Origin of the sequence: Rouxiella chamberiensis, from assembly GCF_026967475.1 — a bacterium.
GTDB classification, from domain to species: Bacteria; Pseudomonadota; Gammaproteobacteria; order Enterobacterales; family Enterobacteriaceae; genus Rouxiella; species Rouxiella chamberiensis.
Window position 1 is genome coordinate 3247578 of the sequence record NZ_CP114058.1, and the last position, 12972, is coordinate 3260549.

10 protein-coding genes and 1 other RNA gene are annotated in these 12972 nt (G+C 54.9%); 6 read left to right on the forward strand and 5 right to left on the reverse strand.

Annotated elements, in window-relative coordinates:
- The first annotated feature begins 41 nt into the window (after positions 1-41).
- Positions 42-1028, forward strand: a complete 987-nt coding sequence (locus O1V66_RS15045) for a glutathione S-transferase family protein (protein WP_045048376.1) — start codon at positions 42-44, stop codon at positions 1026-1028.
- Positions 1029-1079: 51 nt separating this feature from the next.
- Here the strand turns inward: O1V66_RS15045 and O1V66_RS15050 are convergent, their stop codons facing one another.
- Complete coding sequence (locus O1V66_RS15050; protein WP_045048375.1) at positions 1080-1976, reverse strand: LysR family transcriptional regulator; 897 nt, start codon at positions 1974-1976, stop codon at positions 1080-1082.
- A 110-nt stretch (positions 1977-2086) separates the two neighbouring features.
- Here O1V66_RS15050 and O1V66_RS15055 point away from each other — a divergent pair, with 110 nt between their 5' ends.
- A complete protein-coding gene (locus tag O1V66_RS15055) occupies positions 2087-2791 on the forward strand; it encodes a pirin family protein (protein ID WP_045048374.1) in 705 nt (234 codons plus the stop codon).
- A 303-nt stretch (positions 2792-3094) separates the two neighbouring features.
- Here O1V66_RS15055 and rnpB read toward each other — a convergent pair.
- An RNA gene (gene rnpB / locus O1V66_RS15060) (RNase P RNA component class A) lies at positions 3095-3472 on the reverse strand.
- 74 nt (positions 3473-3546) lie between these two features.
- Entirely contained in the window at positions 3547-4428 is an 882-nt protein-coding gene (gene rsmI, locus O1V66_RS15065) for a 16S rRNA (cytidine(1402)-2'-O)-methyltransferase (protein ID WP_045048373.1), read from the reverse strand.
- Positions 4429-4490: 62 nt separating this feature from the next.
- Between rsmI and O1V66_RS15070 the strand changes: the two genes are divergently transcribed.
- The 4 genes from O1V66_RS15070 (at position 4491) to dolP (ending at position 8189) form a co-directional block, all read left to right on the forward strand.
- Positions 4491-6539: a penicillin-binding protein activator gene (locus O1V66_RS15070; RefSeq protein ID WP_045048372.1), complete on the forward strand. Its 2049-nt coding sequence runs from the start codon at positions 4491-4493 to the stop codon at positions 6537-6539.
- A gap of 14 nt (positions 6540-6553) precedes the next feature.
- On the forward strand, positions 6554-6943 hold the full coding sequence (locus tag O1V66_RS15075; protein WP_414058392.1) for a YraN family protein: 390 nt from the start codon (positions 6554-6556) through the stop codon (positions 6941-6943).
- A gap of 70 nt (positions 6944-7013) precedes the next feature.
- A complete protein-coding gene (gene diaA / locus O1V66_RS15080) occupies positions 7014-7604 on the forward strand; it encodes a DnaA initiator-associating protein DiaA (protein ID WP_026110499.1) in 591 nt (196 codons plus the stop codon).
- Between the two features lie 9 nt (positions 7605-7613).
- A complete protein-coding gene (gene dolP, locus O1V66_RS15085) occupies positions 7614-8189 on the forward strand; it encodes a division/outer membrane stress-associated lipid-binding lipoprotein (protein WP_045048370.1) in 576 nt (191 codons plus the stop codon).
- A 71-nt stretch (positions 8190-8260) separates the two neighbouring features.
- Here dolP and mtgA read toward each other — a convergent pair whose 3' ends face one another.
- Together mtgA and arcB are read right to left on the reverse strand one after the other, a co-directional pair.
- Positions 8261-8992 (reverse strand): monofunctional biosynthetic peptidoglycan transglycosylase, encoded by a 732-nt coding sequence (mtgA, locus tag O1V66_RS15090; RefSeq protein WP_045048369.1) that lies wholly within the window; start codon positions 8990-8992, stop codon positions 8261-8263.
- Positions 8993-9836: 844 nt separating this feature from the next.
- On the reverse strand, positions 9837-12236 hold the full coding sequence (gene arcB, locus O1V66_RS15095; RefSeq protein WP_269127895.1) for an aerobic respiration two-component sensor histidine kinase ArcB: 2400 nt from the start codon (positions 12234-12236) through the stop codon (positions 9837-9839).
- Between the last annotated feature and the right edge of the window lie 736 nt (positions 12237-12972).

The following is a 12972-nucleotide window of genomic DNA, read 5'->3' on the forward strand; positions in this document are numbered from 1 at the left end:
TATCCCGGTGCGACGCGCGCGGGAAGAGAAGGAAAGTCATCATGGGACAACTGGTTGAAGGTCAATGGCAGGATACGTGGTACGACACAAAATCCACCGGCGGACGTTTCAAACGTTCCGAATCACAGTTCCGTAACTGGATAACACCCGACGGCGAACCCGGCCCGCACGGCGTAGGCGGATTCACGGCCGAGAAAGACCGTTATCATCTTTATGTCTCCCTCGCCTGCCCGTGGGCACACCGCACGCTGATTATGCGATCCCTGAAAGGGCTGGAGCGCCTGATTTCCGTATCCGTTGTGCATCCCTTGATGCTGGAAAACGGCTGGACTTTCGGCACGGATTTTCCGGGTGCGACGGGCGATACGCTTTATCAGCATAACTTTGCCTACGAAATCTATCTGCGCGCCCAGAATGACTACACCGGCCGCGTAACAGTGCCGATTCTATGGGACAAAAAACAGCAGACTATCGTCAGCAACGAGTCCGCCGATATCATGCGCATGTTCAACAGTGCTTTTGATGCCGTGGGCGCGCGTGCCGGTGATTACTACCCGAAAGCGCTGCGCGAAGAGATTGATGCGCTGAATGCGTGGATTTATCCCGAGATTAACAACGGCGTGTACAAGTCCGGTTTCGCGACGACGCAGGAAGCCTATGACGAAGCGGTAAAAGGCGTCTTCGACGGGTTGGATAACGTCGAGGCCATTCTCGAGAAAAGTCGGTATTTGACGGGGAATGAGCTGACCGAGGCCGACTTGCGCCTGTGGACGACGCTGGTACGTTTCGATCCGGTCTATGTCACGCATTTCAAATGCGATAAATACCGCATCAGCGATTATCCGAACCTCTATGGTTTTCTGCGCGATATCTATCAGCTGGAAGGCATTGCCGACACCGTCGACATGGCGCACATCCGCAACCACTATTACCGTAGCCACGCGACGATTAATCCGTACGGCATTATCTCGACCGGGCCGGTGCAGGATCTCGACTCGCCACACGGCCGCGATACCCGATTCGGCTAGACGTTTTATCCCCGCCCTTGCAGATGGGCGGGGAATTTTAAAAGCAAAAGCTTAGCGCGTACCCAGCAGTTTGGGGATTTCGCGCAGGAACCAGGCTTTGGCTTCGCCCATGCTGTCGCGACGCCACGCCATGATTATATCCGCCTCGCGATTATATTCGGCACTCACGACCCGCAATCGCCCCTCGGCGATATCCTGTTCAACCATCGGATACGGCATGGTGGCGACGCCGAGTCCGGCAATCAGGGCCTCCCGTTTTTCCTGCAAACTGCTTACCGTTAAACGTTGTTGTTTATCAAGTAACTGCACGGTCAATACGGGACGTTCGCGCGCGGTATCCGCCACGGCGATGCCGCGATATTTAACTCGGCTCACTTCCGACAGCGGTTCGGCTTCCAGATGAATCGGATGTTCCGGCGCGGCAACATAGACGCTCATTATCTTGTACAGCTTGCGGCTGTTGATTTCGGACGATGAACGAAAATGCATGTCGGGGGCGATAACGATGTCTGCTCGACCGTTTTCCAGCCTCTCCCATGCCCCCGCCAGGACTTCGGTTATAAGAGAAACCTGCGTGTTGGCTTTTTGCGCCAGTTTTTCGATAAGCGGAAACAGCTGCGCAGCCGGTGCCAGCGCTTCACAGACGATAGTAATGTGGGTTTCCCAGCCTCGGGCCAGCGCCTCGGCATCGACCGTGAGCTTATCGGCCGCTTCCAGTAGTACGCGACCGCGCTCGAGCAGCATTCGTCCGACATTGGTGAATTTCGTGCGGTGACCGGAACGGTCAAACAGGACAACATCCAGCTCTTCTTCGAGCTTTTGCATGGTGTAGCTCAGCGCGGAGGGCACTCGCCCCAACTCGTCTGCCGCCGCAGCAAAGCTTCCGCGACGGTCAATTGCATCCATCACTCTCAATGCTTCAAGAGTCAGCGCGCGATCCTTGGCCATGTTTTTTCTCTGTCAGGAAATTTGAATATGGCGACCAGATTAACTGGCTAACAATCGTGCGTCCAGACGCTTACCATGAATCCATCGATTATTTTAACTGAGCCACGGCCATGATTAAGAGCAGAACAGCGCAAGAGTGCGGAAAAGCCGACTTTGGTTGGCTTCAGGCACGTTACACCTTTTCCTTTGGACACTATTTTGATCCGACCCTGATAGGTTACGCCTCGCTACGCGTGCTGAATCAGGAGATTCTGGCGCCCGGCGCCAGTTTTCAGCCGCGAACCTATCCGCGTGTCGACGTGCTTAATCTGATCTTGCACGGAGAAGCCGAGTATCGCGACAGCGAAGGTCACAGCGTGCAGGTCGGCGCAGGCGAGGCGGTATTGCTGTCTACCCAGCCCAACATCAGCTACAGCGAGTACAACATCAGTCAGACTGAACCTTTGACGCGGATGCAGCTGTGGCTCGATGCCTGCCCCGAACATGAAAACCCGCTGATACAGAAAATCGAGGTCGGTGAACAACCTTATGTTCTGCTCGCCTCGCCCAACGGCGAGAAAAACAGCCTGCAACTTCGCCAGCAGGTGTGCATCCATCATCTGAATCTTGAGTCGGGTGAAGAGATAGAGGTCAAAATCGGCGGTCCGCGCGCCTACCTTCAGTCCATTCATGGTCAGGCGGACGTCAAGGGCGGAGAAACCCATGCCGAGCAGAAACTGGTTTGCGGCGATGGCGCTTTCATTCATCAGGAAAATACCCTGACCGTAAAGGCCCGCACGCCGCTTCAGGCCCTACTGATCGACCTGCCCATCTAAGGCAAAAGCTTATTCGGGCCATGAAAAGCAAAACCCCGCCGAAGCGGGGTTTTTAGAGGAGTGGAGTTGACCGTTAAGCCGCCGACCTTCATATAGCGTCTTGGACAGTCATTCCTCTGCCGTTGATTTCTTTATTCGAATCCTGAAAAGCAAAACCCCGCCGAAGCGGGGTTTTTGGAGGAGTTGGCGTTGACCGTTAAGCCGCCGACCTTCATATAGCGTCTTGGACAGTCATTCCTCTGCCGTTGATTTCTTTATTCGAATCCAGAAAAGCAAAACCCCGCCGAAGCGGGGTTTTTAGAGGAGTGGAGTTGACCGTTAAGCCGGGTTCTGTCGTGGACAGTCATTCCTCTAGGCCAGCAATCGCTCACTGGCTCAAGCAGCCTACCCGGGTTCAGTACGGGCCGTACCATGTGAACCCCTATTTGGCCTTGCTCCGGGTGGAGTTTACCGTGCCACGGACTGTTGCCAGCCGCGCGGTGCGCTCTTACCGCACCCTTTCACCCTTACCTGATCCCGCTTGCGCGGGCCATCGGCGGTTTGCTCTCTGTTGCACTTGTCGTAGGCTCGCGCCTCCCAGGCGTTACCTGGCACCCTGCCCTATGGAGCCCGGACTTTCCTCCCTCCATCTGTCTCCCCCGAAAGGGACGGCAACGAAGCGGCGACTGTCTGGTCAACTCCGGCGCGGATTATAGGGGGTTCACGCGCCGATGTATAGGGTAGATGTCACTTAAGGCCTTTCTCTGTGTAAAAGCCTAGGCTTCTTCGCCTGCCTCTTCGCCCTGCAGGTCAAGCGCGTGGCGATACAGCGCATTTTTCTTCACGCCGTGGATTTCCGCCGCCAGCGCCGCCGCCTTTTTCAGCGGCAACTCTTTTTGCAGCAGCGTCAGAGTGCGCAGTGCCTCGGCTGGCAGGGCTTCGCTGTCGGGAGTATGCCCCTCGACAATCAGCACCATCTCGCCGCGCTTGCGCACTTCATCTTCCTGCACCCACGCGAGCAACTCGCCGACCGGCGCGCCGTTGATAGATTCCCAGGTTTTGGTGATTTCGCGCGCCAGCACCACATAGCGCGCCGGACCCCAGACGGTGACCATATCTTGCAGGCTTTCCAGCAGGCGGTGCGTCGATTCATAGAAAATCATCGTGCGCGGCTCTTCAATCAGCGCCTGCAACGTGTCTTTTCGCGCTTTGGTCTTCGCCGGCAGAAAACCTTCATAGCAGAAGCGATCGGAAGGGAGACCCGCCGCACTCAGCGCCGCAATGGCGGCACAGGCACCCGGCAGCGGCACCACGCGGATCCCGGCTTCGCGACACCGGCGAACCAGATGGTAGCCAGGGTCGTTGATAAGCGGCGTACCTGCATCCGAAACCAGCGCAATGCTTTGACCTTCCTGGAGTTTTGCAATCAGGTGGTCCGCTTTTTGCTGCTCGTTATGGTCGTGCAGGGGGTACATTTTTGCGCTGATGGCGAAGTGCTGGAGCAGCAATCCGGTGTGACGCGTATCTTCGGCGGCAATCAAGTCGACACGGCTCAAAACGGCCAGGGCACGCTGCGTGATGTCTCCCAGATTGCCGATTGGCGTCGGTACCACGTAAAGCGTTGATGCAGAAATATCTGCTTGATCGTGTTGATTCATTGTTTCATCCGGATTGCCGATTTAATATTGAGCATCTTGAAAAAAACATCACTGGAAACAGCATGCCTTCCTCAACTACTTTTCGTACCCGCACGGGGCGTTTGATCCCTGCAATTATCGTGGCGATGTTACTTGCCAGCTGTTCGAGCCAGGCTCCGCAATCGCCGAAAGAGAGCGTACAGGATGCGGGCACCGGCAGCGCCGACTACTATTTGAAACAGGCGCAGCAGAGCAGTGATGATAACAAGGCTAACTGGCAATTACTTGCGATTCATGCCCTGTTACGTGAAAACCGCGTATCCGAAGCTGCGACCCAGCTGGGTCAACTTCCGCAACAGGGTTTGAACAATGCCCAGTTTATGGAACAGCAACTGCTCAACGGCGAACTGCTGAATGCGCAGAAAAACTATCCGGCGGCCAATACTGCGCTGAGTAAACTCGACGTCGACAACTTCTCCGCCGAGCAGAAAGGCCGTTACTATCAGGCGCTGATCACCGCGAGTCAGGGCCATGCCAGCCTGCCGTTGCTGCGTGCCTATATTGCCCAGGAACCTCTGCTGCAAGGCAAGGCGCATCAAGACAACCTTGACGCGACCTGGCTCGCCCTGACCCAGCTGAGTCCGCAGGTGGTCAACGGCATCGCCATCAACGCCAATGAAAACGTGCTGCAAGGCTGGCTGGATCTCCTTAACCAGTGGCAAGCCAACAAGCAGGACCCCGATCGCCTGAAAGCGGCCATTCAGGACTGGCAGCAGCGTTATCCGTATAATCCGGCGGCAAAAACGCTGCCGACGGCGCTCAACAACGTGCTGAATTTCAAACCGGGCTCAACGGAAAGAGTGGCGCTGTTGCTGCCGCTGAGCGGTGCCGCGCAGGTTTACGGCAACGCGATTCAGCAGGGCTTCAACGCCGCGGCAAACGGTCAGGCGAATGCGCCGACACCGGCTCAGCCCGTGACCGCGCCTCAGGCAACGCCTGCGGCAGACACCACGCCGGTCGACCCCAACGCGGCCGTCAGCCCTTCGGCTCCGGCGGACAACACCAGCGCCGCACAGACGCCTGCGACCGCCACACCCGCCGTAGCGACGCCAGCGCCTGCCCCGAGCACGCCGAGTAACAATGTGCAGGTCAAAGTCTACGACACCAACAGCCAGCCTATTCCTGCCCTGCTCGCACAGGCGCAGCAGGATGGCGCAACGCTCGTCGTCGGTCCGCTGCTGAAAGATCAGGTCACCGCGCTGTCGACCGAACAGACGTCGCTGAATGTTCTGGCATTGAACCAGCCGCAAAATGCGACGCCAAACAGCCCGAATATCTGCTACTTCGCGCTGTCGCCGGAAGATGAAGCCCGCGACGCCGCACGCCACATTCGCGCCCAGCAAAAGCAGATGCCACTGCTGATGGTGCCGCGTGGCGATTTTGGCGACCGCATCGCGCTGGCCTTTGCCGACGAATGGCAGAAGGAAGGCGGCCAGACCGTACTGAAACAGAGCATGGGTTCCTACGCCGACCTCAAGGCGCAGGTGAGCCGCGGCGGCGGTCTGCGTCTGTCCGGCACTCCGGTCAGCACGGCACCGGCGCAGCCTGCGGGCGTGACTATCGGCGGGATAACCATTCCTTCGCCACCGACCGACGCGCAGGTGACCGGCGGTTCCGCAGAAAGCGCGGGCAACGTCGATGCCATTTATGTGGTCGCGACGCAGGACGAACTCGCGCTGATGAAGCCGATGATTGATTTGTCTATCAATACGCGCGTGAAACCGTCAATCTATGCCAGCTCGCGCAGCTATCAGGCGGGTGCGGGCCCGGATTATCGTCTGGAGATGGAAGGCTTGCAGTTCAGCGATATTCCGCTGCTGGCCGGCACCAACCCTGCGCTGATGCAGCAGGCGACCGGCAAGTTCCGCAACGATTACTCGCTGGTTCGTCTGTATGCAATGGGCATCGATGCCTACAATCTGGCCAATCACTTCACGCAAATTCGTCAGGTGCCGGGCTTCCAGCTTTCGGGAACCACCGGCAATCTGTCTGCAAACAGCAATTGTGTGATACATCGCCAGCTACCTTGGTTACAATACCGTCAGGGCAGCCTTGTTCCGGTATCATCATAATCCTCCTGCAGGACATGACTGACAACACGGATGTACAAGGAATGAAGCCAGACAACCGCAAGGTCGGCGCGAATTACGAGGGCCTTGCCAGACGCTATCTCGAGCGGGCGGGGTTGACCTTCGTGGCGGCCAACGTTGGCTGCCGCGCCGGTGAAATAGACCTTATCATGCGCGACAGCCACACCTGGGTGTTTGTCGAAGTGCGTTACCGCCGCAATGCCGATTTTGGCGGCGCGGCGGCAAGCGTCACGCATTCCAAACGGCAGCGGCTGTTGCGCGCTGCCGCCTTCTGGCTTGCGCAACACAATGCGAGCCTTGACACATCATCTTGCCGTTTTGATGTTTTAGCCATCACGGGGAGCCAGCTAGAATGGTTGCCGGATGCATTCAATGCGCAAGGATAGTTCCAAGACTGACGGACACGCAGCGGCGTTTTCCCTGCGTGCCAACACATTTGACTGACGAGAAAACAACGTGCTGGAAAGAATCAAAGCCTGCTTTACCGAAAGTATCCAAACTCAGATAGCCGCAGCAGAAGCTCTGCCTGATGCGATATCACGAGCCGCGATGACGCTGGTCCAATCGCTGCTGAACGGCAACAAGATCCTTTGCTGTGGGAACGGAACCTCGGCTGCAAACGCTCAGCATTTTGCCGCTTGTCTGATAAATCGTTTCGAGACTGAACGTCCGAGCCTTCCCGCAATCTCACTTTCAGCAGATAACGTTGTTCTGACCGCTATCGCCAACGATCGCCTGCATGAAGAGATTTATGCCAAGCAGGTTCGGGCGCTGGGTCAGGCAGGCGATGTGTTGCTGGCGATTTCGACGCGTGGTAACAGTCGTGATATCGTCAAGGCGGTAGAGGCAGCAGTGACACGGGATATGACCATTGTCGCCCTTACCGGTTATGACGGCGGCGAGCTGGCTGGATTGCTGGGTACGCATGACGTTGAGATCCGTATTCCTTCTCATCGCAGCGCCCGCATTCAGGAAATGCATATGCTCACCGTTAATTGCCTCTGTGATCTAATAGATAACACGCTATTTCCACACCAGGACGATTAAGGAGAACCAATGAAGGCAAACTACCTCTTTGCTGTAGTGCTGAGCGCCCTCTTGCTACAAGGCTGTGTTGCCGCCGCAGTCGTTGGCGTTGCTGGCGTCGCCACGAAGTCGGGCACTGACCCGCGTACCGTGGGCACCCAGGTCGATGACACCACACTGGAGGCGCGCGTTGCCAACGCTCTCAATGGTAACAAGGACTTGAAAGACAAGGCACGGATCGTGTCGACGGCCTACTCGGGCAGAGTCTTGCTGACCGGTCAGGCACCAACGCCGGATATGGCGACAACCGCGAAGCAGATTGCCCTGAAAGTGGATGGCGCAACGGATGTGTACAACGAGATCCGCACCGGCTCGCCTATCAGTCTGGGCACCGCCTCGATGGATACCTGGATAACGACCAAGGTTCGTTCACAGTTGCTGACAAGCGATCAGGTTAAATCTTCCAATGTGAAAGTGACCACTGAAAACGGCGAAGTGTTCCTGCTGGGTCTGGTGACGCAGGAAGAAGGCCAGTCGGCCGCCAAGATTGCAGCGGGCGTCAGCGGCGTGAAGCACGTCACGACTGCGTTCAGCTATGTAAAATAAACTCGTTTCAGGGCCTTGCGGCGAAAAAAGGACAGCTTCGGCTGTCCTTTTCTCGTTTTATTGCGCCGCTGTCAGTGCAACTTGTGGGCGGTGAGGAAACTGTCTCCGCCAAGCTGGCTCATCTGCCTCAGGATCCACTGTTGACGGCGAATCACATAGGCCGACGGCGCGTTGACCTTGAACTGATGCGGATTCGGCAAGACGGCGGCCAGCAATGCGGCCTGCGACGCGGTCAGGCGACTCGCCGGTTTGTTGAAATAGTGTTGAGCGGCCTCTTCAACGCCAAACACGCCGTCGCCAAACTCGACAATATTCAGATAGACCGTCAGGATACGCCGCTTGCTCCACACCGTTTCGATGCCGACGGTCAGCCCGGCTTCCAGCCCCTTGCGCAGCCAGCTGCGCCCATCCCATAGAAACAGATTCTTGGCAGTTTGCTGAGAGAGCGTCGATGCGCCGCGAATTCGTGCATCTTCTTTTTCATTATTGGACAACGCAGACTGAATGGCACCCACGTCGAATCCCCAGTGTTCCGGAAACTTTTGATCCTCTGCGGCCATCACGGCGAGCGCCATGGGTGAAGAAATTTCACTCATTGGTACCCAGTCCGAGTGAGAAACATAGCCAAAGTTTCCGGTCGCCCAGGCGACAACCTGTCGCTCGACCATCACGGCCGAAAAGGGCACCGGCAAAAATGCAAACACCACGATGCCCGCCAACCAGAGGCCCAGCAGCCCAATAACTCCCCTTTTCAACCAGAGGAGCGGCCGATAAAACGGAGACTTCTTTATCGATTTACTCATTAGATACGATCCCTGACACATCTTGCCGACTTATCAATGCCCACAACAACCTCATTTGAAGCGCTAGCAAATCCTCCGCCAGCGAGGCTAACAATGTGGCTATCATCTTTAAAAAACGCTGTTTAACTGAGCTAAATTACGGTTTTGAAACGCAAGCCGTCAATGAAATCCTTATAATTCATCGCATTCGGCCAGCTCATGAGTTAACATAATTTTAACAAAATCAGGCAGTTTGCTCATGCCCCACTTGACCCCTCAAAACATTCACAACTCTTATGTATCAGGCCTTTTTACGTGCCCTGTCGAGGTATGATTCCGTAAGGATTGCTTCTCGATTTCTCTCGGATAACCGTCCGTTTCTGTTGACCGGGGGTCAATCACCCAAAAATGGAACCAATCCCAGCCGGTTGACTAAAGTGAAATTTTTTCACTACCTGCGAAATCAGGGGGTTGAAATGAAGCTTGACCCGATTCAGCTAGAGATTTTAAAAATAATCGATAAATTACAATAATTTGCAAATAATAACCGGCGATATATTGTGCTTTGAAAGCACAACTTTTCAGCGAAAGAAGGCGAAGAATACGACACATTCTCCAGGAACCTGCTTTGGACTACCTCTCTCAAGGTAGTCCGCCTTGCACCTGCGCCGACCTTATTAAAAATTAACTGAGATTAACGCTTGAACTTTTGTATAGACAAAGATTAATCTACATCACAGTTTTTAATGATTCTCGTAACAGGTTCGCTGATATTTGTTATGTTGAGTCGAGTAACTTGTATTACACTTATACATCTGATTAACCAAGACCTGCGAACGAAACCCTCAGTACAACAATACGCGGGTTACCATTTTCCCTGGTGTTGGCGCAGTATTCGCGCACCCCGGCCTAGGCTGGGGTTATTTTTTCCAGCTTCCGCCTCCGCCGTCCAGTCACGCAGCGTTTGCACGTCATTGCGCCATTCCAGCTTCAACTCGTCGACCCAGTCCTGAACGTTGTCCCACCACGCCGGTAATGAAGGCGTTTGAATCTGTTGTGCTAGCTGTTGCAGATGCTTGAGGCCGACGGATCCCGCTGCGCCCTTGATCTTGTGGGCCTCTTCGGCAATGCCGTGCTGATCGCGCGCGGTCATGTTGGAATCCAGCACCTCCAGATAGCCCGGCATCATCTGTTCGAACATATCGGCGCTCTGATGAATCAATCCGGAGCCGACAAGCTCCATATACTGTTCAAGCATCGGAATATCGAGCAAGGCTTCATTGGTTTTCATTGGCTTGGTGTCCTCTGAGGAAGGGTCATTTTCCGGCGGACGATCCCAGTACTGCTGAATCATCGCGGTCAGCGCCGGGACAGAAAGCGGTTTGCTCAGCACATCGTCGATGCCCGCTTCCAGATACTCTTTCTTGTCTTTCAGCACGTTGGCGGTCAGCGCCACTAGAGGCGGCAAGTCCTGTCCGGCGAATTTTTCGCGCAAGATCCGCGCCACATCCAGTCCGGTCATGTCCGGCAGCTGAATATCCAGCAGCACCAGATCGAATTCATAAGGGTCGAACATCTCCAGCGCCTCGTGGCCCGTCATGGCGACCTCGACGCTGCTGCCCAGCTTCTCGAGCACGGAGCGGGCAACAATCACGTTCAGCTCGATGTCTTCCACCAGCAGAATATTCAGCGCCGGCAGCGGCAGAAGGTCGTCTTCGTCGATCGCTTTCTCGGGTTCATCCAGCGACGGCGCAGACACCGTCAGCGTAAAGCAGGAGCCTTTGCCCAGCTCGCTGCTTACCGTGATGTCGCCGCCCATGCTCTGCGCCAGACGTTTGGAGACGGCCAGCCCGATGCCGGTCCCGGTCGCCGGTTTTCCGCCGTGCTGATCTTTCACCTGATAATACATGGCAAAGATTTTGTCCTGTTCGTCCTGCGGGATGCCCATGCCGGAATCCTGCACCTCGAAGCACAGACGATCGCCTTCGTCATGATGCACCCGCACCACGATCTCGCCTTTATGCGTGAATTTGACGGCGTTGCCAATCAGATTCCACAGAATCTGGCGCAGGCGTGTTCCGTCGGTAATCAGCGTGTGCGGCAGCGGAATATCAGGCTGCATCACAAATTTCAGCCCTTTCGGCTGCACCAGCAGACCGGTAAGGTTTTCCAGCTCGGAGAGGAAATCGGTAAAGTTGACCGGCGTGTTGTCGAGTTGCACCTTGCGGCGTTCGAGCTTGTCCATCTCGATGATGTCATTGAAGATGTTCCCGAGCGTGATGGCGCTGACGTGAATAGTCTTCAGATAGTTGTGCTGTTCGTCATTGAGTTCGGTATCCAGCAGAATGCGGCTCAGGCCCACGATGCCGTTAAGCGGCGTACGCAGCTCGTGGCTAATCGTTGAAATAAAGGTGGTCTTCTCCCGGCTGGCGTTCTCCAGCGCGTCCTGATAGCGCTTACGTTCGGTAATATCGCGACCAAAGCCCATCAGGCCGTGGCGCTTGCCGATGCGATCGTAGAACGGCACTTTACGCAGCTCGAAACAGGCCTTGCGCCCGTCGGGATAAACCAGCCACTGCTCGTAGGTAAGCGCCACGTTGTGACGAAACACTTTCTCGTCTGTTTCAATGACTTTTTCGGCGATATCGGGCGAGTAAACATCATTGGGCGTCAGACCGATCAGCTGCTTCTCACTGAGGCCGGTCAGCAGTTCCATGGCACGGTTACAGCCTGAAAACTCTTTGTCTTCATTGCGGTAGTAAACCAGGTCGGGCGACGCATCAAGGAAGGATCGCAGCAGGGCCGACTGCTGGCTGAGCTCGATTTGCGCCTGTTCGCGGTGATGCATTTCGAGCTTGAGTTTATCGACTACCGCCAGACGCGCTTCTTCGGCTTTGATTCGGTCGGTAATTTCCTGATTAAGCTGTGAAATATTTTCGGTCAGCTGCTCGTTGAGGGTGAGATCGCGATGGCGCATCTCTTCGAGTTTGTCGACCAGCCGCGACAGGCGTTGGCGCGACTCTTCCAGCTGTTCGACCACGACCGACAGGAAATAGACCGCCCACGGGGTAATAATCAGACCAAAGAAGATCGAACGCACCACGTCGATGCTCTCTACCTGTCCTCGCAGCAGCATGGTTACCGCCATCTGCACAATCATGGCCAGCACGACCAGCGCCGAAGCCAGCAACAGCGAGAAACGGACCAGCCCGAGCTTGACCATCAGGTCAACGTAGTACTGGGCAAGTAATCTGATTTGCTTCATAGCCTTTCCTTGAGAAGAATGCGCCAATATCCCAACGAGACGGGAATAAAGTAGGCGGAAATCATACCGCAATTCGGCTCCGGATGAGCTTTTGGACAGGAATTTTTCGACAACGCGCAGTTATGGGGCATGGGCGGGGGCTGCGCACTTAAATGGTGTTTATTGACTAATCACGGGCTTGAGATTATAAATACCGCCCCGCCTTGAATTGCCAAGGTCCAGCCTGTAAAGACTTTTCTCTTTTCCTTATTACCCCCTCTTGCTGACAACGCTAAATAGAAAGAATAACTATTCAGTATTACTGCAAATAAAGTCATTCTTTACACTATGAATATTTCTTATTATCCGGCCTCTATTAGCACATTATTACGGTATGATTAAAAACAGTAATAAAGCATCCGCCGACCCCCTTTACCAGAATAAAACGCTGGCAAACCCTTCTCCCCTAGCACGGTGCACAGTTATTGGCCTCACCGCATAGTGAGACAGCTCACACTTCGTCCAGTGCTCCACACAGTTAATATGGCTTCTAAAAAACCATTAAATTCATACAAATCATTTACTTAAATTGAAAAATACCCTTTTTGGCTGTGAGTCAATGGATATTTGACCTACATCCGCTTTCTCGCTAAGTTGGAAGTCCGCTGGAAGCACTCTTTATCAGTTAAAAATCGATGAGCAAACAACTCGTCATATTTATGCAGTAATTGAAGACTCCCTCATTAAAACAAGTCAT